The sequence below is a fragment of the Roseibium sp. genome (assembly GCF_965233565.1).
Lineage (GTDB): Bacteria > Pseudomonadota > Alphaproteobacteria > Rhizobiales > Stappiaceae > Roseibium.
This window is the reverse complement of record NZ_OZ247494.1, coordinates 5533023-5555400: the sequence shown is the minus strand read 5'-3', so window position 1 is coordinate 5555400 and position 22378 is coordinate 5533023. Positions and strand designations below refer to the sequence as shown.

General features: G+C 58.0%; 17 protein-coding genes. 9 read left to right on the top strand and 8 right to left on the bottom strand.

Translation table 11 applies throughout. The features are described 5' to 3' along the window. Positions 1–43 precede the first annotated feature (43 nt). From ACO6TG_RS25265 to ACO6TG_RS25250, 4 genes are read left to right on the top strand one after another with little or no spacing between them, the layout of a single operon-like run. Positions 44–1108: a hypothetical protein gene (locus ACO6TG_RS25265; RefSeq protein WP_422375728.1), complete on the top strand. Its 1065-nt coding sequence runs from the start codon at positions 44–46 to the stop codon at positions 1106–1108. Positions 1109–1138: 30 nt separating this feature from the next. Beyond that, positions 1139–1780 carry a DUF3540 domain-containing protein gene (locus ACO6TG_RS25260; protein ID WP_422375727.1) on the top strand — a complete coding sequence of 214 codons (642 nt, stop codon included), beginning with the start codon at positions 1139–1141 and terminating at the stop codon, positions 1778–1780. 55 nt (positions 1781–1835) lie between these two features. Beyond that, positions 1836–3728, top strand: a complete 1893-nt coding sequence (locus ACO6TG_RS25255; protein WP_422375726.1) for a tetratricopeptide repeat protein — start codon at positions 1836–1838, stop codon at positions 3726–3728. Positions 3729–3783: 55 nt separating this feature from the next. Then, positions 3784–5109 (top strand): hypothetical protein, encoded by a 1326-nt coding sequence (locus ACO6TG_RS25250; protein WP_422375725.1) that lies wholly within the window; start codon positions 3784–3786, stop codon positions 5107–5109. 17 nt (positions 5110–5126) lie between these two features. Here ACO6TG_RS25250 and lepB read toward each other — a convergent pair whose 3' ends face one another. Continuing rightward, on the bottom strand, positions 5127–5819 hold the full coding sequence (gene lepB / locus ACO6TG_RS25245; RefSeq protein ID WP_422375724.1) for a signal peptidase I: 693 nt from the start codon (positions 5817–5819) through the stop codon (positions 5127–5129). 117 nt (positions 5820–5936) lie between these two features. Then, positions 5937–7958: a putative bifunctional diguanylate cyclase/phosphodiesterase gene (locus tag ACO6TG_RS25240; RefSeq protein WP_422375723.1), complete on the bottom strand. Its 2022-nt coding sequence runs from the start codon at positions 7956–7958 to the stop codon at positions 5937–5939. A gap of 280 nt (positions 7959–8238) precedes the next feature. Here ACO6TG_RS25240 and parC point away from each other — a divergent pair, with 280 nt between their 5' ends. Continuing rightward, complete coding sequence (parC, locus tag ACO6TG_RS25235; protein WP_422375722.1) at positions 8239–10494, top strand: DNA topoisomerase IV subunit A; 2256 nt, start codon at positions 8239–8241, stop codon at positions 10492–10494. A gap of 108 nt (positions 10495–10602) precedes the next feature. Here the strand turns inward: parC and ACO6TG_RS25230 are convergent, their stop codons facing one another. Next, the gene (locus tag ACO6TG_RS25230; protein WP_422375721.1) at positions 10603–11511 is read right to left on the bottom strand and encodes an AraC family transcriptional regulator; all 909 of its coding nucleotides are present in this window, start codon (positions 11509–11511) and stop codon (positions 10603–10605) included. On the opposite strand from ACO6TG_RS25230, the gene ACO6TG_RS25225 reads away from it, so the two are divergent. The 3 genes from ACO6TG_RS25225 (at position 11510) to ACO6TG_RS25215 (ending at position 13624) form a co-directional block, all read left to right on the top strand. Then, positions 11510–11917 (top strand): DUF2000 family protein, encoded by a 408-nt coding sequence (locus ACO6TG_RS25225; protein ID WP_422375720.1) that lies wholly within the window; start codon positions 11510–11512, stop codon positions 11915–11917. The genes ACO6TG_RS25230 and ACO6TG_RS25225 overlap by 2 nt on opposite strands. 85 nt (positions 11918–12002) lie before the next feature. Beyond that, positions 12003–13166: an iron-containing alcohol dehydrogenase gene (locus tag ACO6TG_RS25220; protein ID WP_422375719.1), complete on the top strand. Its 1164-nt coding sequence runs from the start codon at positions 12003–12005 to the stop codon at positions 13164–13166. Further along, the gene (locus ACO6TG_RS25215) at positions 13163–13624 is read left to right on the top strand and encodes an acyl-CoA thioesterase (RefSeq protein ID WP_422375718.1); all 462 of its coding nucleotides are present in this window, start codon (positions 13163–13165) and stop codon (positions 13622–13624) included. Before ACO6TG_RS25220 ends, ACO6TG_RS25215 begins: the two co-directional genes overlap by 4 nt. A 187-nt stretch (positions 13625–13811) precedes the next feature. Here ACO6TG_RS25215 and smpB read toward each other — a convergent pair whose 3' ends face one another. Together smpB and dapA are read right to left on the bottom strand one after the other, a co-directional pair. Next, positions 13812–14291 (bottom strand): SsrA-binding protein SmpB, encoded by a 480-nt coding sequence (smpB, locus tag ACO6TG_RS25210; RefSeq protein ID WP_094070096.1) that lies wholly within the window; start codon positions 14289–14291, stop codon positions 13812–13814. Positions 14292–14346: 55 nt separating this feature from the next. Then, positions 14347–15225 (bottom strand): 4-hydroxy-tetrahydrodipicolinate synthase, encoded by an 879-nt coding sequence (gene dapA / locus ACO6TG_RS25205; protein WP_422375717.1) that lies wholly within the window; start codon positions 15223–15225, stop codon positions 14347–14349. 275 nt (positions 15226–15500) lie between these two features. Between dapA and ACO6TG_RS25200 the strand changes: the two genes are divergently transcribed. After that, positions 15501–16421: an alpha/beta fold hydrolase gene (locus ACO6TG_RS25200; RefSeq protein ID WP_422375716.1), complete on the top strand. Its 921-nt coding sequence runs from the start codon at positions 15501–15503 to the stop codon at positions 16419–16421. Positions 16422–16574: 153 nt separating this feature from the next. Here ACO6TG_RS25200 and ACO6TG_RS25195 read toward each other — a convergent pair whose 3' ends face one another. From ACO6TG_RS25195 to pbpC, 3 genes are all read right to left on the bottom strand, one after another. Beyond that, positions 16575–17738, bottom strand: a complete 1164-nt coding sequence (locus tag ACO6TG_RS25195) for a porin (RefSeq protein ID WP_422375715.1) — start codon at positions 17736–17738, stop codon at positions 16575–16577. A 444-nt stretch (positions 17739–18182) separates the two neighbouring features. Then, positions 18183–19382, bottom strand: coding sequence for a porin (locus ACO6TG_RS25190; RefSeq protein ID WP_422375714.1), 1200 nt, complete (start codon positions 19380–19382; stop codon positions 18183–18185). A gap of 857 nt (positions 19383–20239) precedes the next feature. Next, positions 20240–22288, bottom strand: coding sequence for a penicillin-binding protein 1C (gene pbpC / locus ACO6TG_RS25185; protein WP_422375713.1), 2049 nt, complete (start codon positions 22286–22288; stop codon positions 20240–20242). Positions 22289–22378: the final 90 nt, after the last annotated feature.

Below are 22378 nucleotides of genomic sequence, written 5' to 3'. Positions count from 1 at the left end.
CAATGCCGGCACGTAGGCATTCAAGAACAAGAGGGACCTGGAAATGGCAACAATTACATGCACGGTCTGTAACGGCACCGGCCTTTTGAACGCCGTGACCTGCACGACATGCGGCGGCACGGGGACGGTCTCCGTCGACATAACGGATATCGACCCAGATTCAATCACCGGCGACAGCAATGTCGACATCGACCCGTCGGACTACAGCGCCTTTCTGTTTGTTCCGGAAAACGGCAACAACGCCAGCAAAACGCCCGGGGTTCTGCTCCGCCTTGGCAGCTATTGCGAAATCGAAGCCGAAGCAGACAGCGAAGACAAGGCCAAGGTGCTGTATCCGGAAGAATTCGTTTCGGCGGCAAGTGACAAGTCAAAAGCCTATACGGAAGCCTCGGGAAGCGCCGACAAGGGCGGCATTCTTCTGTCCTGTGATGGCCATCTGCTGATCAAGGCTTGCGAAAAGACCTTCATACGCTCGGAGAACGACATCAACATCGAAGGTGGCGAAGCGATTACCATCCGCTCCAATCAAAACAGCGGCGAAGTAAACGAAATCATCATGGACGACGATGATGGAGGTCTGACGATCAAGACACCGAAAACGGAAACGAAATACAAGGCAGGCACCAAACTTGAATATACCGAAAAAGACTCTCTGACTTACAACAAGGGAAATACCGTCGGCTTTACCGAGGGATCGAAAACCTTTGTCACCTTCGGCAGCAGCAACAGCATGTATTTCGGAGCCGGTTTCGATGTAAATGCGGCTGCAACGGTAACCCTCTCGCTTGGGCTCAACTTCAAGTGCTCTGCGGCCCTTACGCTCAGTCTGGCGGCTGTCAGTTGCGATTTCACCTTGTTCAAGTTCTCCAAAGACGAAGTCAAGGTGGACAAAACGGCTGTGGAAGTCGATCAGAACATCTTGGATCTGACCAATGCGCTAACAAAGCTGGAAAACAACAGCGTAAAACTGGCGAACGAAAACCTGAACCTTGCCAGGAGAAACTTCGATCTCCTTCAAAGCCAGATTGACGTGAACAGGAGAAATATCGGCTTAAACTCCGAACAGATCAGCGTGAACAAGACAGATCTTATGCATCTGATTTTCTAGGCGAAACGAATTGCAGGCTAGGAACTCGAAATGCACCAGGAAAATCAGTCCCAGGCAAATAGCGACAAAGACTTCGCCGCTGCTCCCACGGTGACAAATGGCCTGAAAACCGCCTTTGTCACGCTCACTTTGTCCGACACGGACCTTGCCCTGAAAACGGAGGACGGCGAAGAGATCTTTGCACGTCAGGCGGGGAGCTGCCTGCTTTCGCCGGCAGTCGGAGACAAGGTTCTTCTCTATGCGGCCGGTGAAGACGCCTTTGTCCTGGCCGTTCTGATCCGTGCCGAGGAAAGCCGGACACCTGAAGTTGCTGTACCGGGTGCGTCCTCGCTCAAGATCTCCGCGCAGGACGATCTGGAACTTTCCGGAAAGACCATGCGGTTCAGGGCCGGCAAACTGGCCATGCTCACGGATGTGCTGGCCCAAAGCGCGAGTGCTGTCACGTTGCACGCCAAAACCGTCGTCGAGACGATCGCCGAGAAATTCAGCTCGACCCGCTCGCTCACCGTAAAGGCCGAAAACCGGTCGGCCACAATTGAAAAAACCGATACGGTCTCCGCCGGAACCCTTGTCCAGAAGGTGGAAGGCGTTGCGCTGCAAAACAGCGAGATCACGCTGATCAATGCCAAACAGGATGTACGTGTCGACGGGGAACGGATCAGCCTTGGCTGACCTGCCGATCAACCGATCTTGTCAGGTGGATGAGTAACTGGAGGAATGCTGACCGATGATGTCAGTCGAAGACCGCCTCAAGGCGGCGGCGCAGCACAGAGCGGCGGGCGACAGGGTGAGCGCGGCAGCGCTTTATGAAGCGGTTTTGTTCATGACGCCAAGCCATGGAACGGCCCTCAGGGCGCTTGCGGAAATCCAGATCGAAGACGGCAAGTTTGCCGCGGCAGGAGAACTGCTTCAACAAGCGCTGGCAAGAGACCCAGCGGACTGCGACGCGCGCGTGTCGATGGCCTCGCTGTTGCTGGCAAAAGGCGACCGCCAACAAGCCGACACGCTGATTGAAGACACCCTTGTTCTGGACCCGCTTCATTCCGCCGCCAGCGTGCTCTATGCGGACAGGCTCGTGGACGCCGGGCAATTCGAACAGGCAGAAAGATTTCTGCGCGAAGCCGTTGAACACAAACCGGAAGATGCCACGTTGCTGTCGTCCCTGGCCGCCCTATACGCAAGAGTGAAACACAATGCGACCGCGCTGGAGCTTGCCCAAAAAGCCGTCGACAATGCACCCGGCGATCCGCGACACCTGGCAAGGCTCGGCTGTATCCTCGCCGAAACGGGCAATCACGCCAAGGCTCTGACCGTACTGGAAGAAGCGCATCTCAAGCTGCCAACGGACCCTCTCGTAATGCTGCACCTTGCCGATTGCCAGACCGCGACCGGGCATGTCGGCGAGGCCAGAATGCTGGCCAAACGCCTGACGCTTCAGTTTCCAGATCTGCTTCCTGCCTGGCTTTTGCTGCTACAGATCGAGGCTCTCCTGGGAAAGGCCGACAAGACATTTGCGAATTTTTTGACGCAGGTAAAACAGCACAGGGACAAATCGGCGGCTCTGATTGCGCTTGCAAGGGCCTACCGGCAGCGCGGTGACGTCCACAAGCCGATGCAATTGCTGAAACCCCTGGTGGCGGCCACAGGAAAGATCGAACGGCACCGCTACAATGAAGCTCTCGGCCTCTTCCGCGAATGTGCCCTCGCGTCTGACCTATTGGAAGCCCTTCCCACGGAAGGGCAGGAAGGACTGGTTCACCAGGAAGCGTCGACCGGATTTGGCAGTGCGCCCTCCGCGAAGGTCACGAACGCTCCCGGACTGTTGGATCGAGACACAGAGAATATGTTCATCGAACCAGGTCTTACCAGCCTGGAAACACTTGTCCTTCTGCGTTTTGGACTGTCGTTGCCACCTGACCGCCAGCGCAAGCAGGTGTTTGGCCCGACCTATCTTGCACCACTTTCCGATCTGTTTGCCGACTGCACCTTCCTTGGTACCGACACGCTGGAATGGATGCGCGCGGTTGACAGACCGGACAAGATTGCATCGCTGGGCACTGCCTTGTCCCTGCCCCCGGACGACCTGCGCGACCGACGTGCAACGGGTCCCTATCTCGTGGCACGTGACGACCGGCGCCAGATCTGGCACGCCTCTCTGTCAGCCCTGCCACGCCCGATTGTGGCCCTGGCCTGGAATACCAGCCGACCCGGCCTTCTCCTCGACGACTACGGTCCCCTGCTGGACGGTTCGCCTGACTTTCCCGGAACCTTTGTCAGTGTCATGTGGGATGACGCACGCCACCAGCTCGCCAACCGGCCCGATATCATCGATGCGGGTGTGCATTTCCAATCGCTGGCCGACCTCGCCGCGCTCCTCGCGGAAGTCGACCTGCTGCTAGGGCCGGACGGACTGCCGACACATGTTGCCGGCGCCATGGGCCGCTCCGCAGCTGTCGTGACCCAGCCGGCCTATCCCTGGTACTGGCATGCACAGAACAGTCGGTCGACCTGGTATCCATCCGTCCGTGTTTTCAATCGGGACGAACCTGGTCAATGGACCAGGCTGATGGAAGACCTGTCGCATCGGCTGCAGGGCCTGATCGGTAACCACACCCCCTGACCACAGATCTCGGTCAGAGTGACCGCCAGATTCCCAAATGCGAGACACACGCAAGATGTCATTCGAGTGCCGTCTGAAGTCAGCAGCCCGTCCCAAATCTCCGGTCGCGCCCGACACCATGCTGCAAACGGCTGAAAGGCAGGCTGCAAAAGGGCTGACAGAGGATGCCCGCAACCTGGCCATCTGGCTGACGCTGCATTTCCCGGAACTGCTTGAAGGCTGGCTGCTTCTGATCCGGCTCGAGGCGGTGCGCGGCGATACCAGAAAAGCTTTCGCCGCCTTCCTCAAGCAGCTCAAACGCCATCCTGACCAAGAAGCTGCCCTGGTTGCCCTGGCCAAGGCCTACCGGGCTCTCGGTTATCTCTCCAAACCGATCCGGTTGTTGCAGCCGTTTCTGGAAGTGCCCTCTGAAAGCTGCTTGAAACACCGAAGCCAGGCAATGTCCGTTTTGCGGGACTGTATGCTGGCATCCGACAGCCTCGAAGACCTTCAAAAAACCGTTCTGTCCTGGTCTTCAGAAGCCCGAACCGATCAGGCATACAGCCAGTCGATCATCGGGTGCCCCAAAGATCAGCTTCAGACGCTGTCCACCAAGGATGTTGTCATAGACCCTGACCTTTCCAGCCTGGAAGCGTTGGTTCTCATTCGATTTGCGGCAAGTCCGCCGATCCCTTGTGCGCAAAGAATCCTGTCAGGGCCGGTTCACGTCAAGCCACTGGCGGACCTCCTGCGCGGCTTCACGTTCGAGGAACTTGCCGGTCAGACAGGATCCGGGGACCAAGCCTCGCTCTCAGGTGCGCTTGCCATGCCATCGCCTGTCCTGAAACGCATCCGTCAGACCGGTGCCTACATTCGCGCCGAGACGACACATCTGACCAAGTGGCAAACCGCCCTGCGCGACCTTCCCCGCCCGCTTGTCGGGCTCGCTTGGAATGAGACAAGAGCCGGCCTGATGCTGGATGACTATCGCCACCTGCTGGACAGCCTGCACGGGTTCAGCGGCACGTTCTTGAGCGTGGTCCGGGACAATGCGCGCCATCAACTGGCGAACTTTCCCCGGGTCACCGACTGCGGCCAGCAATTCGAAAGCCTGTCCGACCTCAGCGCCGTTTTGTCACAAGTGGATCTTCTGATCGGCCCGGACGGGCTGCCAATGCATGTCGCAGGCGCCATGGGACGGCCGGCAGCGCTTCTGACGCAGCCTGCCCATCCCTGGTACTGGCATGCAAACAATGGCCGTTCGACCTGGTATCCCAGCGTTCAGGTCGTCAGAACCAGAAGGTTTGGTCGCTGGTCGAACCTGATGCCGGACGTAACCGAACAGCTCACTCTGGCGATCGAGGCCTTGCCGACCTCTAGAGCGTTCCTGGCATCAAACTGACGGCATCAAGCGCCAGCTCACTCGACAGGTGCTGATGTTGCTTCAGGCGCAGTCAAGGGGCGCCAGACGAAGCCGCCCTCGGGACCGGAAAAATAGACGCCCTCGGCAACACCCGTGATGTTCTGCAGGGGAACGAACCCCACCCGGCCGGGAAACCGGCTGTCGATCGCATTGTCACGATTGTCGCCGAGCACAAACACGTGCCCCTCCGGCACTTCGTAAACGGGTGTGTTGTCCCTCACTCCCCGGGGTGTGACATCAAGCGTCTCATAGCTTCGCCCACCCGGCAGGGTTTCGCGAAAGCGCGGAATATTATGTCTTTTTCCGGTTTCGCTTACATCGACATAGTCGCTGCCCTTGTCCCGAGCTATCGGTTCCTCATTGAGGTATACCGTTCCCTCCTGAACCTGCAACTTCTCGCCCGGCAGACCAACAACCCGCATCACATAGGCAATATGAGGGTCACTCGGCAGATCAAAAATGACTATGTCACCGCGTCTAGGCAGCCCCCCTTCTCCGGAACTCGCAGAAATCTGTCGTGCAACGAGATGGTCCCCTCTCTGGAGGGTGGGCAACATGCTGCCTGACGGAATGTTGTAGGTCTTGGCCTGCAACAGCAGGAAATCATTCCAGGACAAAAGGAAGCCAAGCACGAGGACAGCCGCGAGGATCAGTCCGGGAACCAGAAACGATTTCAGCTTGCGTGCCACGACTAGTCTCCTGCGATCCGGCTTCCCCTCGACGTGCGCCAGCATTAGGCGCTTTCGGGATCACAGACAACCACCATCGGTAATATTGTCGATTGGATCGGCCCTTGCGACCGGTTGTCAGACTGATACGGCAGAGGGGCTCCGACCGGTCTGACCGCCAAGCTGAGCGTCCCCTTGAAGGAGCGCTTCGAGATCCCCGGCACTGATCGGCTTGGAAAAAAGGTAACCCTGAACTTCGCTGGTGCCGAGTGTTCTGAGTACCGACAATTCCTCTTCGGTTTCGACCCCTTCCACGACGCAGGAAATTCCCATGTCCCTGCTCAAGGCCAGAAGGGATTTGACGATGCCATAACCTGCCGTATCGGGGCTGATGCCGCGCACGAAACTGCGGTCCACCTTGATGCAGTCAAGCGGCAGGCGGTGCACATGGCTGAGACTGGAATAACCGGTTCCAAAATCGTCAAGCGACAACCGGATACCGGCTTCTTTCAAGACGTCAATTGCCAGACAGGCCTCTGCAAAATCCCACATGACCGTGGTTTCCGTGACTTCGCAGTTCAAACGCTTCGGATCGAATGCATGCAATTCAAGGAGTTTGAGGAAATCCAGAACAAATCCCCGGGACGACAGATTGCTGGCAGACAGGTTGAAGGACAGTTTCAGCTCATCCGGCCAGCTGCGCGCTGCCAGAAGCGCTTTTTCCATCAGGGAAAGCGTCAGAGCGTTGATGAAGCCCGAGCGTTCGGCGATGGGAATGAAGTCACCCGGCGACACCTGTCCCAACAGAGGACTGTGCCAGCGTGCCAGACACTCCACCGCTGTGATCCTGTTGCTTGAGACATCGACAATGGGCTGAAAGGCAACGGAAAACTCCGCATTGATATCCGCCGATGCAAGTGCCTGGGTGATGCGCGCATTAAGGCTCATCTTTTCAAGATGCCTGGGCCCGAACGCGACCAACGGGTAGTTGCCGTTCTGCTTGGCATCCTGCATTGCGTAAACGGCCCGCTCAAGCAGGTCCGTTGCGGAGGCCACGGTGTGATCGGCTTGAACGAGACCCGCACGATAGACCAGTTGAATCTGACTTTCCGGCAACGTACAGGCGTCCGTGAAGAGATCATCGAGCAGGCCAGCCGTCCGGTTGATCTCCAATTCATCGCCCGTCGACAGAACAGCAAACTCGTCTCCTGCAATTCGAGCCGCGAACATTGCAGGGCTCATCCCTGACTGGAGCCGCCGCGCCACCTCCAGCAGGATGTTATCGCCCGTCTTGACGCCATAGATGTTGTTGATCGAACGCAACCCGCCCAGATCGAACACACACAGAGACAGGTTTTCCTGACCGTTCTGAACCCTTGCAAAACAGGATTCCAGTTCGGCGAGAAAACGCCGCCGGTTCGGCAGGCCGGTCAGATGATCGTGATTGGCAATATGATAGTTCAGATCGCTCAGCTTCTGGGTCTCATCCTGCTTCTGTTCCAGTTCGGCTGCGTGACGCTGCAGGTCCCGGCCGACACGTATGAGGCTCAGAAAATCACGATAGTGATTGTTGAGAACCAGGAACGCTCCGATGCTTGCAGCGATCCCGTAAAGCGCAAAAAAGGTGAAAATCTGGTCGCCCTTGATTGCAAAATACAGAAAATACAATGAGTTGGCACAAATAGCGTTGATGACCGCTACCGCCCGAAAATGGATCAGGCAGAACAGAACGACAAAGTTGACGACCGCGATCGTAAAGACCACCTGGAGCTGCAGGTAAGGCCCGCCATAGGGAAACAGCGACAGCCCCCAGACCGAAAACACCGCCGGAGAGACGACAGACAGGATCATGGCCTGTTTTTGCCAGGACCTGATTTCCTCTCGCGTCAGTACCTTGTCCCGATTTCTTCGAAGCGCGGCAATACGGAACAGGGCAAAAGCCGTGACCGCCAGAGGCACCCCCAGTGTCAGACCAAGCGGCGCGACGGACCAATGTGTCGCAACGAGCCCCCAGCCACCTGCAAGGCTCATGAGGTAAAGGAACGGCGTCTGACGTTGGATAAAGCGATACTGGGCGCGCGCGACTTCCAGGTCGCGGCCTTCACCGATGAACCAGCTCAACAGAGCCGAGATAGCAGATGTCATCCAGGTCTTGCCCATGTACGCTTGATCCAGTCCGTGATCCTTGCCCGACAAATGCGACGGAACGTCTTCCTAGTTACCCTGCCTCTTCTTGATATGACCTTAAGGAAGCTCACGAAAATTCAAACAGGTCATGATGTTGACGCGGACAATTTGGCTCAGGTTGAAAACCGCCGGTTGCAGCCCGCAGATAACCTTGCCCACAAGCACGGCGAAATCGGTTGAAAATCGGCTGGTTTCGGCCACAAACCCGCCATTGCGAATTGCGCCTGAAGGCGGAACCCGTTAGCAAGCAATTATGGGAAAAGAGACAACACCGCCGCCGCCAAGCGGCATTGAGGACATCAACCTCAAGGACGCGCTTGAAGAGCGCTATCTGGCCTACGCATTGTCGACCATCATGCACCGGGCGCTGCCTGATGTGCGCGACGGTCTGAAACCGGTCCATCGGCGCCTGCTATACGCCATGCGTCTTTTGAAGCTGGATCCGGGCTCCGGTTTCAAGAAATGTGCCCGTGTGGTCGGCGACGTTATCGGTAAATACCACCCGCATGGCGATCAGGCGGTTTATGACGCCCTGGTGCGTCTCGCCCAGGATTTTGCTCAACGTTACCCGCTGATCGACGGTCAGGGCAATTTCGGCAATGTTGACGGCGACAACGCCGCCGCCATGCGTTACACCGAAGCCCGCATGACCGACACCGCAAAGCGCCTGTTGGACGGTCTTGATGAAAACGCGGTCGATTTCAACCCGACCTATGACGATGAGGACAAGGAACCTGTCGTCCTGCCGGGCGGTTTTCCCAACCTGCTGGGCAACGGCTCCTCTGGCATCGCGGTGGGCATGGCGACCTCGATCCCGCCCCACAATGCCTATGAGCTCTGCCAGGCCTGCCAGCACCTGATCAAGAACCCGAAAGCGGAAGTCGACGAGCTTCTGGAACATATCAAGGGTCCGGACTTCCCGACAGGTGGCCTGCTCGTCTCCGATCAGGGCTCCATTCGCGAGGCCTACGCGACCGGTCGCGGCAGTTTCCGTGTTCGCGCCCGCTGGGAGGTCGAGGATCTTGGCCGCGGTCAGTGGGCAATTGTGGTCACTGAAATTCCCTATCAGGTTCAGAAGTCCCGCCTGATCGAGAAGATCGCCGAGTTGCTGACCGCCCGAAAGCTGCCGCTACTGGACGATGTTCGCGACGAATCCGCCGAGGACATCCGCGTTGTTCTGGTGCCGCGCTCACGCAATGTCGATGCCAATCTGCTGATGGAATCCCTGTTCAAGCTGACGGACCTGGAAAACCGGTTCTCGCTCAACATGAACGTGCTGTCCATGGGCAAGGTGCCGATGGTGATGGGCCTGAAACAGGTCCTGCGCGAGTGGCTCGATCACCGTAAGGAAGTGCTGATCCGTCGGTCCGAGTATCGTCTCGGCCAGATCAATCACCGGCTGGAGGTTCTGGAAGGCTATCTGATTGCCTATCTGAATCTCGACGAGGTGATCCGCATCATCCGCGAGGAAGACGATGCCAAGGCCGAGCTGATCAGGACCTTCGAGCTGACCGATGTCCAGGCGGAAGCCATCTTGAACATGCGTCTGCGCTCCTTGCGCAAGCTGGAAGAGATGGAAATCCGCAAGGAACACGAGAAACTGACGGCGGAAAAGGACGACCTGACCAAGCTTCTCGGCTCCGATGCGCGCCAGTGGACCAAAATTTCCAAGGAAATCACCGAGATTTCCAAGGTCTATGGACCGGAAACCGACATCGGCCGGCGCCGCACGGACAAATCCGAAGCGCCGGAGGCCGATCTTGTCGACATCCAGCAGGCGATGATCGAAAAAGAACCGATCACCGTCATCATCTCCGAAAAAGGCTGGATCCGTGCACTCAAGGGCCATCACGCGGACTTGTCGAGCCTGTCCTTCAAGCAGGGCGACAAGCTGAAACTGTCTTTCCATGCGGAAACAACAGACAAGATCCTGCTGTTCTCATCCGGTGGCAAGTTCTTCACCATCGGCGCCGACCGGCTCCCGGGTGGCCGCGGCCATGGCGAACCGATCCGCCTGATGGTGGAAATGGACGAGGCTCAGGACGTGGTCAACGCCTTTGTCTACAAACCCGGCCGTGTCCTGCTGCTGGCCAGCACCGAAGCGCGCGGATTTGTCGTCAACGAGGACGACGTCATTGCCAACACACGCAAGGGCAAGCAGGTTCTCAACCTGACGGCGCCCGCCGAAGCCTCGATCTGTGTCGAGGCACTTGGCGACCAGGTGGCCATCATCGGCGAGAACCGGAAACTGCTGGTATTTCCGATGGTGCAAATTCCGCAGATGGGCCGCGGCCGCGGCGTGCGTCTGCAGCGTTATCGGGACGGTCTGATTTCAGACATTCGTGTCTTCAAGGGCGACGAAGGCCTGACCTGGACCGACAGTTCCGGCCGCAGTTTCACGCGTTCGCTCGAAGACCTCGCCGACTGGCGCGGCGAGCGAGGCCATGCCGGACGGTTGCCGCCGACCGGCTTCCCGCGCTCCAACAAGTTCGGGCCGAACACCTTGTGACCGGCTTGGCCCGGTGGCTTGTGAATAGGTTTCAGACAGCCTCATCCTGAGGCAGCGCGACAGCGGCGCCTCAGGATATTGGCGGGGAGCTTGGCGTAGGTCTCAAACTTAGCCGGCAGGTTGACCTGCCAGCTGCCGCCACTGCCCCGGTGTCATGCCATAGGCCTTCTTGAAGTGTCTGGTCATGTGGCTCTGATCCGCAAAACCGCTGTCGATCGCGACCTCTGCAAGCGCAGCACCTTCAACAAGTTTCGCTTTCGCCCTGTCCAGCCGGCGCATGACCAGAAAGCGATGCGGGCTGGTTCCATGGACCTTCCGGAACTGACGGGACAAGGTGAACCTGTCCATGTCCGTCAGGCCCTCCAGAGCTTCGATGCGGATCATGTCGGAGCAGTTTTCCCGGAGAAATTCTGCGCAGCTTTTCAGGCTTGGCCAATCCAGCATCCGGGACGAGCGTTCGCCGCGATCTGAATGCCGGGTCAGGCAGTTCGCCAGATCCGCAATCAGGCATTCCCGTTTCAGATTGCCCAGCTGCTGATCAATATCTGATAGCGCATCCGCAAGATCCCTGCGAAACCGGAGATCGGAAACAACCGGTGCCGGTACATAGGGCAGTTCTGCGTAACCAGCGGCAGACAGCGTCTCTGCAATCCGTTCAGGCGCGACATACAGCATGCGATAGCGCAGCCCTTCCCTGGTACCGGCGCCGCCATCATGTTCTTCGTCCGGGTGGATGACGATCACCTGCCCCGGCATCGATGCCCGCTTTTCGCCGCGATAGCTGAATGTCTGAACGCCGGCCATGGTGAGGCCAATCGCGTAGGTGTCGTGTCTATGGGGGCTGAAGCCGTTGCCCTGAAACCGGGCTTCGATCCGCTCGATGCCGGTCTCCGCCGGCGCAACCAGAATGCCGTCGCCCGACGATTTGCACAAACGTTCAAGACGGTCGCTATCCGTCGAGGTTAGCTCGTCGCCATTCTGATCTCTTTCAAACCCCAGCGTGGAGTTGCCGCTCATGTTCGATACCAAATTTGTCATCGTGGTTCGCGATGATCTCGCCACCTGGCAGAAGCTCAATGTAACAGCATTCCTGTCCACCGGTGTCGCAGCGGCCAAGCCTGACCTCATTGGCGAGGCTTATCGCGATGCCGCCGGGCATCTCTATCATGCGATGAGCGTGCAGCCGATCATCGTTTTGAGTGCTGATCAGGATACGATCGCCAGGATCCACCAGCGCGTGCTCCAACGCGGCGTCGCGGCCAGCCTTTACATCGAAGAAATGTTCGCCACAGGTCACGATGCTGCCAATCGCGAAGTTTTCGGCAAATTCACGCCGGAAGATGCAAAGGTGGTGGGCCTGGCTTTTCACACAGACAGGAAGGTCGCCGACAAGGTGTCCAAGGGCGCAAAAATGCACGCCTGACAGGCACCACCAAAGTCTGAAGGTTTTTCCCTCGACGGGCCATGCTTTTTACGGGCAATCTGCAAAGATCTAATCGGGGGGATCAATGTTCGGAGCCTTTACGTTCAACACCAGTCAGCGGATCGTGTTCGAAAACGGATCTGCGGCCAAACTCGCCGATCATGCCGCTCCCTTTCTCGGGCCTCGCCCCTTTCTTGTGACCGATCCCGGCATTGTCTCGCTGGGCCTGCAAGGCTCGTGCGAAACGGCCTTGCAACAGACCGGGTACCAATTGGCGCGATACGCCGATGTGGTTGCAGACCCGCCAAGAGCCCTGGTTGAGGCCGCTGTCGAGGCCGCAAAAGCTCATGGGGCAACCTCGGTCATCGGCTTCGGCGGCGGGTCTTCGCTCGACGTCGCGAAACTTGTTGCCCTGCTCCTGGGAAGCCAGGAAGATCTCGATGAGGCCTGGGGGGTCGGTCAGGCCAAGGGACCGCGCCTTCCTCTTATCCTGGTACCAACAACGGCTGGCACGGGGTCTGAAGTCACACCGATCTCGATCATCACGGTTGGCGAGGAGGAAAAGCGAGGCGTCGTTTCTCCGTTCCTGTTGCCCGATCTGGCTGTGCTCGACCCGCTTCTGACCCTTGGACTGCCTGGCCCGGTGACCGCAGCCACCGGCATTGACGCCATGGTGCATGCGATTGAAGGCTATGCCTCGACCTCCGCCAACAACAACCCGGTTTCCAGGGCGCTCGCGGTCGAAGCCCTCCGGCTACTTGGTGCCAATATCGAGAAGGCGGTCTTCACACCAAAGGACCAGGACGCACGCGGCGCCATGCTTCTGGGGTCCATGCTGGCTGGCATGGCTTTTGCCAATTCCCCGGTCGCAGCCGTGCATGCCCTGGCCTACCCGCTTGGCGGCACCTTTCATGTGCCGCACGGCCTGTCCAACGCCCTGGTGCTGCCTCATGTCCTGAGGTTCAACAACAGCGTCGCAGCGGAAACCTATGCCGAGATCGCGGCCGCTCCCTTTCCCGAGTTGGCCAACATCACGGACCAGGCCGAGAGAGCGGACAACTTTGCGGGCAAGCTGGCAGATCTTGCGTCGACGCTGGGACTGCAGACGCGGCTTCGAGATGTCGGCATCAACGAAGAACATCTGCCGAAACTTGCCAGGGACGCCATGAAACAGACCCGCCTTCTGGTGAACAATCCGCGCGACATGCAAGAAGTTCATGCCCTTGAGATCTATCGGGCGGCCTTATGAATTCAACAGCTCATCCACAGCCTGCCCGGCCGCAACCGAAAAAGCGCTCCGAATTCAAGGTCTTTCAACATATCCCCACCAGGTGGATGGATGTGGACATCTATGGCCATGTCAATAATGTTCAGTATCTAAGCTTCTTCGATACCGCGGTAAACGGCTGGTATGTCGAGAACAACTTGCTCGATCCGGTGCATAGCCGTGAAATATTCCTGGTCGTCGAGACGGGCTGCCACTACTTCGCCGAACTGGTCTTTCCTTCAATTATTACGGCAGGTCTCAGGATCGAGAAACTCGGCTCAACCTCAGTGGTTTTCCGGGTTGGATTGTTCGCCGGCGAAGACAGTGTGACGGCGGCACATGGACGGTTCGTACATGTGCATGTCGACCGTGAGAGCCGCCGGCCAACGCCGATTTCGGAGGAAAAGCGGCTCCTCCTGGAAAGTTTGACGGATCAATAACTAGCCATTTACGCGATCCGGCAGGATGTCCGGGTCGGGCACAGTGTATGCACAGGTTTGGGTGTGGAAAAGCGCGAAGCTGCGTCCACAGCATGCGCACAGAAGATCCACAACTTATGCGCTGCTTGCGCACAAATTACCCACAGTCATCAAACTGTTATAAAAACACCCGGTGGATAAACCGGACTTACGAGAAGTTCTTCATGATGCGCGACTTTTCGCGTTGCCAATCCCGCTTCTTCTCGGTCTCGCGTTTGTCATGCAGTTTCTTGCCGCGTGCCAACGCCAGTTCCAGCTTTGCCCGTCCCTGCTCATTGAAATAAAGCTTGAGCGGGACAATCGTCTTGCCTTCCTTTTGAACCGCGCCGGCAAGCTTACCGATTTCCCGCTTGTGCAGCAGAAGTTTGCGCGGCCTGCGCGGCTCATGGTTGAACCGGTTGGCCTGCAGGTATTCCGGAATGTAGACGTTGTAGATCCAGATCTCGCCGCCGTATTCGGCCGCATAGGATTCGGCAATGTTCGCCTTGCCGTTGCGCAGGGATTTGACTTCCGTGCCCTTCAGCTCGATTCCCGCTTCCAGCGTATCTTCGATTTCAAAATTGAACCGGGCCTTCCGGTTGTCGGAAATGATGGTCCGTCCCGGAACGCCCCCTTTTTTCGGAGCCATTTTTGTCCTTTCCGGAAGCGCCCTTCACCGGTCGCTCACCAGACTTCTTTCAGTCTCAGTTGATCAGGCCTGCATGGGCCATTGCCGCGCGCACTTCCTCCTGCGCGCTTTGGGAAATCGGCACGAGCGGCAGACGCAGTTCCCCGTCGATCTTGCCAAGCAGGGACAGTGCATATTTGGAACCGCCCGGGCTCGGTTCAAGGAACAATGCCCGATGAAGCGGTGCCAGCCGATCCTGATATTCCAATGCCTTCTTGAAGTCCCCGGCCAGCGTCGCCGCCTGGAACTCTGCGCACAGGCGCGGTGCCACATTCGCAGTAACGGAAATGCAGCCGGTCCCGCCATGGGCATTGAAGGCAAGCGCGGAAATATCTTCACCAGACAGCTGAACGAATTCGGGTCCGCACAAATGGCGCTGACGGCTCGCCTTGGCCATGTCGGCGGTCGCATCCTTGACACCGACAATGTTCTCGCAGGTCTCGAAAAGCTCGGCCATGGTTTCCGGGGTCATGTCGATAATCGACCGGCCCGGGATGTTATAGATAAGGATCGGAATGCCGACCGCATCATTGACAGCCTTGAAATGCGCTTTAAGGCCTGCCTGGTTGGGTTTGTTGTAATAAGGGGTCACGACAAGCAGCGCATCGGCGCCGGCTTGTTCTGCATGCTGAGCGAAATCAATGGCTTCGATCGTATTGTTGGAACCGGCACCGGCAATTACCGGCACGCGTCTGGCTGACGCCTCCACACAGAGTTCAACCACCCGCTTGTGCTCGTCATGTGTCAGGGTCGGGCTTTCCCCCGTCGTGCCAACCGGAACCAGACCGGAAGATCCTTCCTCAATCTGCCAGTCCACAAATTCCTGAAACCGTTTCTCATCGAGCGCTCCGTCCTTGAACGGGGTAATCAGCGCTGGAATTGAACCCTTGAACATCTCGGTTTCCTCATGGTGGACGTATTGCTTTGACAGCGAAACGGAACGTGGTGATTTACGGAGGCGCAACATACTCATCTGCAAGTCCCTGGGCAATGCTTGCAAGGGCATTCAGCGACCGCTTTTGGACTTTTATTTGAAGCGTTGCATAAAACCAGTGTTCGCAGGCGGGAACACCAACTTTCCGTAGGGACTCTTCCTATTGGCAGAGCGCGGGAAAGGCCACTACATTCATAAAAAACGACCACTGGATGGAAACGCTCAGGGAGACACGAATGACAACTGCGCCACTAGAAGCGCCCGAAGCCCCTTCAAAAGGCCCAATCGAAACACGAACCGACTTTACATGGCAAAGCCCCGATGGGCTGACACTTGCAGGAAAAGAGTGGCCTGCGCCCGAAGACAGCGTTGCTTCCAGACTACCGGTTCTTTGCCTTCCGGGACTGTCGCGCAACACCCGTGATTTCGAGGATATCGCCCGTTATCTGCAGTCCCGAGGGCATCGTGTTATCGCCCTGGACTATCGGGGACGCGGCGGCAGCGATTGGGACGAAGATTGGCGGAATTACGCCCTTCCGGTTGAGGAGAAGGATATTGACGCAGCGATCGAGATGCTCGGCCTGGAAAGGTTCGCTTTGCTTGGCACCTCACGGGGTGGACTGCACGCCCTTGTGATGGGAGCCCGTTACCCGGCAAGCCGCATGGCCGCGGTGATCTTCAATGATGTCGGCCCTCATATCGAGATGAGAGCAATCCACCGGATCGCTGCGACGCTTGGCCACCACATGGAGACCCGCTCGCTGCAGGATGTCGCGGACAATCTGCACCATACGCTCGGCAGGCAGTTTCCGGCGTTTGACACGGCCGACTGGCTGAAACTCGCCGGTCAGCTTGCCTCAGAACGCGAAAACGGGTTCGGAATGGACTATGATCCGGCTCTGGCACACCAGCTGGCGAGCCTGGACGATGCGGCGCCGGCACCGGACCTCTGGCCGCTCTACGAAAACCTGCTCGACCGTCCCGTCCTGATCCTGCACGGTGAACATTCCGACCTGCTCAGCAAAGAGACTTGCCAGCGCATGACCGATTTGCATTCAGACGCTTCGGTCAGAACAATTCCGGGTCAGGGACATGCCCCTGTATTGTGGGACGAAGCGACCCATCAGACGATTGCACGTTTTCTAGACGAAGTCTGATCCTTCCCGCTCTGTTGGGATGCGGGAAGCTGCCTGCGACTGAATGCTGACGACAGGGCCCTGCAACAGGGCATTTTCAATAAATCTCACGCACACAAAAAGAAAACCCGACGTTTCCGCCGGGTTTTCCATCAAACCTCTGAAGAGGATTGATTAGAAGGTGCGCTGCATACGAACACCGAAGAGGAGTTCGTCAACATCGGAACCAGCAGACGGATCGGTGTTGGAGTAACCCATGTCAGCACCCATCACGAAGCCAGAGACCGGCTCCCACTGCACGGAACCGTCGATGGCCCAGCGAGTGAGGTCGGAACGGCCGGTCGGCTGATCGATGTCCATGTAGGAACCGTCGAGTGCGAGACCGATCGTGGAGGTTGCCTGGATGTAAGCACCAGCGGACAGGGAGTAACCGGTGGACGTGCCGGAGGTTACGCCGTAGTCAGCAACTGCTACGCCGCCAACAGTGCTGGAAGCACCGATGTAGGACAGAGCGCCGTCAGCATAGAAACCCTGGAAGAAGATGTTCGAACCGGAGTTAGCGAACGGCAGGTTGATGCTGGCACCAGCGCCGATTGCCCAACCGAGCTGATCGTCAGCACCGTTGTTGGTGGCGCCGGTCTGGTGTGCGTTTGCGGTGTCCGGGTAAACCTGGTGCAGAGCACCGGACAGCTGTGCGGAACCCCAACCCTGGGAGATGCCGAGAGCAGCGACAACGTCCGGAGCACGAGTGCCGCCGTAGGTGCCGACTTCACGACCAGAGCGGTCTTCCAGAGCGATCGTAGCGGACAGGCCGTTGCCGAAAGCAGCGGTGTAAGCCAGCTGGTTCAGAGTGCTGTCCGACCAGTTACGAGTGACAACACCCATGAAGGTCTGACCGGTGAAGATGTCGAAGTTCGAACCCAGACGACCAGCGGTCAGGCCGCCCCACTGAATGTAGGCGTTGTCGAGGTTAGCAGAAGCGTTGGCACCGTTGGTGTCAGTCGCGTAGATGGACACGTAAGCGCGCAGGGTGCCGAATTCGGTCGCCGTGCGAGCGTCGAGGTACAGGTAACCACGAGACAGCCAGGAGTAGCCTTCGCTGTCGCGAGTGCCCCAGTTGCCGTTGTCCAGAACGTTGTTCACGATGAACTGGGTACGAACACGACCACCAACGCGCAGGCAGGTTTCGGTGCCCGGGATGTAGTAGAAGCGTGCGCCGTAAGCGTCACAGACGCGAACGTAGTCAACCGGCTCCGGAGCAACCGGAAGATCGGCTGCCTGGGCGGTGGTGGCGGTAGCAACTGCTGCCGCGCCGAGCATCAAGCTCTTGAGTTTCATATCTGACCTCCAATCAGTCATATCAATTGGCACCAAAATCGTGCCATTGTCCCCGCGAATTATTTCTGAGTTTGCCACCGACCGGAGGTTGGACGTCCGAGGCAGACAAATCAGTGCGGCGCGAAGCCGCTCGCAAGAGTGACCATACGCATCCGCTTGCCCGGTTCAACACAGAATGCAGCCTCCCCCTTCCGCTGGGGCTGTTTTCAAAAACCGGTGTTGCGCGAATGTCACAAAAACGGATTGGAAATTTAGATTTCGTTAGGAAAATCGGATCTCGGCGCCCACCCAAAGGCTTGTTGGTGCAGGTTTTCCACGGCATCCAACGATCATACAGACCGAGAATCGCATCCCCAAAAAGGGGACGGCCCGGCAGATTGAAGCCTGCCGGGCCGCATGACTGACTGGAGTTCAGAACATCACAGTCAGATTCTAATCAGATGATTAGAAAGTGCGCTGCATACGAACACCGAAGAGGAGTTCGTCGAGGTCGTCAACGCCAGACACGTCAGAGCTGGACTTGGAGTAGCCCATGTCGGCACCCATGATGAAGCCAGAGACCGGCTCCCACTGAACGGAACCGTCGATGGCCCAACGGTCCAGCGTAACGTCGGTCGTGCCGACTACGTCGTTGAGGTCAACCTGAGCGTAGGAACCGTCGAGTGCGAGGCCAACCGTGGAGGTTGCCTGGATGTAAGCACCAGCGGACAGGGAGAAGCCGCTGTTGGTGCCGCTCAGGCGACCGTAGTCGGTGACAGACGCACCACCGATGGACAGGCCGGTGATGCCGCCGCCGAGGTAGGACAGAGCGCCGTCAGCATAGAAACCCTGGAAGAAGATGTTCGAACCGGAGTTAGCGAACGGCAGGTTGATGCTGGCGCCAGCGCCGATTGCCCAACCAAGGGAATCGTCAGCACCATTGTTGGTGGCGCCGGTCTGGTGAGCAGCGGCAACGTCCGGATAGACCTGATGCAGAGCACCGGAGATCTGTGCGGAACCCCAACCCTGGGAGATGCCGAGAGCAGCGACAACGTCCGGAGCACGCGTGCCGCCGTAGGAGCCGACTTCACGACCAGAGCGGTCTTCCAGAGCGATCGTAGCGGACAGGCCGTTGCCGAAAGCAGCGGTGTAAGCCAGCTGGTTCAGAGTGCTGTCCGACCAGTCACGCGTGACAACACCCATGAAGGTCTGACCGGTGAAGATGTCGAAGTTCGAACCCAGACGACCAGCGGTCAGGCCGCCCCACTGAATGTAGGCATTGTCGAGGTTGACGCTGTTGGTGCCGTTGCTGTTGGAAGCATAGATGGACACGTAGGAGCGCAGGGTGCCGAATTCGGTCGCCGTGCGAGCGTCGAGGTAGACGTAACCACGAGCCAGCCAGGAGTAACCGTCAGAGTCGCGCTGACCCCAGTTGTCGTTGGTGCCGTTGCTTTCCAGAACGTTGTTGACAACGAACTGAGTACGAACACGGCCGCCAACGCGCAGGCAGGTTTCGGTGCCCGGGATGTAGTAGAAGCGTGCGCCGTAGGCGTCACAGACGCGAACGTAGTCAACCGGCTCCGGAGCAACCGGAAGATCGGCTGCCTGGGCGGTGGTGGCGGTAGCAACTGCTGCCGCGCCGAGCATCAAGCTCTTGAGTTTCATATCTGACCTCCAAAAGTCAATTTTCATTGGAACCAGCACCGAAAACACTTTTCAGCGCGGCCCCATCCCCGCGATTTCATCGAAAAACAATCCCGAAGAACCGTTTTTACTGGCGATTACTCACCGTCGCAGAGCCTAAGAACCAAACTCGACGCCGCGCAGCAAGCCCAAAGTGACACCCCAAAACACGCACACAATGCGGTGTGCTCTTTCTGCAACATATTGTTTCTACACGATTTTTATCTACCCTTACGGAATCTATCTCGCCAAATCCGGCAAAATTTCGCCACTATTTAATAAAATCACGTAGAGTCATAGAGCCTTTAGAATCAAAGAAATTCTTCTCATAAATCAAGTTTACTCAAAATATTTACCCTTACTAAGCGAGACAATCAAATAACAAGAAAGAAATATTAAGGAAATTTTTCTTGATTCTACATCTTCGGGGAAATTTATTCGGATTCATTGTCATTTTACCCAGGGATATTTTTTAGCTGACTCTTGGTCATTTCAGACTCCGCCGTTTATCCGGGTTTGAAGCCTAGTCGCGGAGGCTATCGAGCTTTTCTGCGGGCTTGTCCTCGGTTTTTGGTGCAAATCAGAGAAGAATCGTTGGATTGCGCGGCGTGCAGGTGGCTGGCCGGTCTGCCCGGGCAATCATCTGGGCAATCAGACCTGCAAGCTGAAGCTGAACCGTCTCACGACGGCTTCCAGGTTCGGCAACCTGATAATCTAGGACTTGCAGTCGCTAAACTGATGCTCAGCGCAAATGAGCAAACGCTGCCCCATTGTCGCTCAAGCGCAGTCGTCCTCAAACTCTAAAAGGATGGTTCCGAGGGAGGCATTGCGCGCGAAGATTACTGGAGGAACACCGAAACGGCGGCACTTCGCCCGCGTGAATCCAATATCGTGACATCAATGAAGCCGGAGGTTTCCGGATGCCAGATGAGCTGGCGTTCCTGATGCTGCCCCTTGAGCGGGCTGCCATTGACAAGAAAGGAAAATGGTCCCTTCCCGCCCTTGAACTTCACCACAAGCGGTTGTCCCTGCCCTTGCTGGCCCGAAACGATCCCGAGATCGAGCTCTGCGCCGTTTGGAGGATAGGCAATCGTCAGCCCCTCCGAAGTGGCCATGTTGCCCTGGCGCCGCGGCAACCTGGCATAGCGCAAGGGAGCGGGTATCTCCTGACTGAGCAGGTCTAGTGCCTCTTCGGGTCCCTGGGGCAACGGAACGCGCACAGGACCGAGCGCCTGGAACACTTCGAAGAGAATCGGTACGGCCACCGTCGCCCCGGTCTTTCCCGGCACCGGGGTGCCATCAGCCCTGCCCGACCAGATGGCAACGACGTGTTTGCCGTCAAATCCGACTGCCCAGGCGTCCCGATAGCCGTATGCGGTGCCGGTCTTGTAGGCGATCTGGCGGGTTTCGGCGCTGTGTGCCTGCGGCAGTCCTGAGAGAATGTCACCAACAAGCCAGGCCGCCTTTTCGCTTAACATCCGATTTTGCGATGGACTGGCCAAGGCTGTCACACAATCCCTTCGGCAGATTCGCAATGTGACAGGTTCGCCTCCCCTCGCCAGCGCGGCATAGGATTGTGTCAGATCTCTCAGCGACAGCCCCAGGCCACCGAGACTGATGGCAAGGCCGGGAGCGATTCCCTTTTCCAGCACCGGCTCTGCCCCTGCCCGCTTCAATCGCGCAATCAGCCTGGAGGGTCCAACCGCTTCCAGCAATTTCACCGCCGGCGTGTTCAGGGAAAGTTGCAAGGCCTCGCGCAAGGTGACTGTGCCCTGGTAGGCCTGATCGAAATTTGTTGGCTGGTAACCGGCAATGTCCGTGGCCTTGTCGACGATGAAACTTTCCGGCAGCCCGACACCTTCCTCGAAAGCCAGCCCATAGATAAAGGGTTTCAGTGTCGACCCGGGCGAACGTACTGCCCGCGTCATGTCGACATGCCCTTCTCGCGCCGTATCAAGCAGGTCCGGCGCACCAATGCTGGCCAGAATTTCACCGGACTGATGGTCGGCGACCAGGATGGCAAGAGAGACCGGCCGTGGCATCACACTTGCCTTCCGCTTTGCCAGGGCCTCAAGTGAGGATTGCAGGTCCCGGTCCAGCGTCAGACGGTGGATCGGTTTGGTCGGCGCTTCCAGGCGCGCATGCCGACTTTCGTGGGCGGCAAGCAACGGCATGGCATACCGCTTCGCCCGCAACGGCTCGGCTGACGCCGATGAAGCAGCCTCTCCGCTGAGCACGCCCTCTTTTGCGGCAACCTGCAGCACGCGGTTGCGTGCCGTCCTCGCTCGATCCGGAGACCGGTCCGGACGCCGCGCTTCGGGACTTTGCGGCAGTGCCACCAGGAGCGCCGCTTCAGCGGGCGTGAGCCGGGACGGCTCCTTACCGAACCAGGTGAGACTTGCCGCCCGGACACCTTCCAGATTGCCGCCAAAAGGCGCGCGCAGCATATAGAAGCGCAGAATGTCCTTCTTGGAATAGGTCTGTTCGAGCTGAACGGCCCTGAGTAACTGTTCATATTTGCGTGTAACCGACTTTGTCGGCCGCTCATCCAGAAGCCGGGCCACCTGCATGGTCAAGGTGGAGCCGCCGGAAACGATCCGGCCATGGCGCAGGCTGTAATAGACCGACCGGGCCATGGCACGAATATCGATACCGCCATGCTGGTAGAACCGCTTGTCCTCAAAGGCAAGCAGCATCCTGAAATAGAGCGGATCTACAGCCTCCAGTTCCGCCGGCAGGCGCCACTTGTCGTCATGGCTGGTAAAGGCCCGCAACAGACGGTCCTCCCGGTCAAGCACGACGGAAGAGAGAGACAGGTCCGAGACACGCGGCAGAGCCGGAAGCGAGTGATAGTCGTGACTGACCTTGAGCAGCCCGCAAGCTGCCAAAGCTGTAGCGGCGAATCCGGCAGCGGCAGCCCACCGCCGTAATCTCTGCCAGCGTGTTTGTCGGGCGACTGTCACAAGACCAACCTGCGC

Excerpts from the sequence above, each read along its gene's own strand:
- ACO6TG_RS25265 (WP_422375728.1), top strand. The coding sequence starts at position 44 with ATGGCAACAATTACATGCACGGTCTGTAACGGCACCGGCCTTTTGAAC.
- ACO6TG_RS25260 (WP_422375727.1), top strand. The coding sequence starts at position 1,139 with ATGCACCAGGAAAATCAGTCCCAGGCAAATAGCGACAAAGACTTCGCC.
- ACO6TG_RS25255 (WP_422375726.1), top strand. The coding sequence starts at position 1,836 with ATGATGTCAGTCGAAGACCGCCTCAAGGCGGCGGCGCAGCACAGAGCG.
- ACO6TG_RS25250 (WP_422375725.1), top strand. The coding sequence starts at position 3,784 with ATGTCATTCGAGTGCCGTCTGAAGTCAGCAGCCCGTCCCAAATCTCCG.
- ACO6TG_RS25240 (WP_422375723.1), bottom strand. The coding sequence starts at position 7,958 with ATGGGCAAGACCTGGATGACATCTGCTATCTCGGCTCTGTTGAGCTGG.
- parC (WP_422375722.1), top strand. The coding sequence starts at position 8,239 with ATGGGAAAAGAGACAACACCGCCGCCGCCAAGCGGCATTGAGGACATC.
- ACO6TG_RS25225 (WP_422375720.1), top strand. The coding sequence starts at position 11,510 with ATGTTCGATACCAAATTTGTCATCGTGGTTCGCGATGATCTCGCCACC.
- ACO6TG_RS25230 (WP_422375721.1), bottom strand. The coding sequence starts at position 11,511 with ATGAGCGGCAACTCCACGCTGGGGTTTGAAAGAGATCAGAATGGCGAC.
- ACO6TG_RS25220 (WP_422375719.1), top strand. The coding sequence starts at position 12,003 with ATGTTCGGAGCCTTTACGTTCAACACCAGTCAGCGGATCGTGTTCGAA.
- ACO6TG_RS25215 (WP_422375718.1), top strand. The coding sequence starts at position 13,163 with ATGAATTCAACAGCTCATCCACAGCCTGCCCGGCCGCAACCGAAAAAG.
- smpB (WP_094070096.1), bottom strand. The coding sequence starts at position 14,291 with ATGGCTCCGAAAAAAGGGGGCGTTCCGGGACGGACCATCATTTCCGAC.
- dapA (WP_422375717.1), bottom strand. The coding sequence starts at position 15,225 with ATGTTCAAGGGTTCAATTCCAGCGCTGATTACCCCGTTCAAGGACGGA.
- ACO6TG_RS25200 (WP_422375716.1), top strand. The coding sequence starts at position 15,501 with ATGACAACTGCGCCACTAGAAGCGCCCGAAGCCCCTTCAAAAGGCCCA.
- ACO6TG_RS25195 (WP_422375715.1), bottom strand. The coding sequence starts at position 17,738 with ATGAAACTCAAGAGCTTGATGCTCGGCGCGGCAGCAGTTGCTACCGCC.
- ACO6TG_RS25190 (WP_422375714.1), bottom strand. The coding sequence starts at position 19,382 with ATGAAACTCAAGAGCTTGATGCTCGGCGCGGCAGCAGTTGCTACCGCC.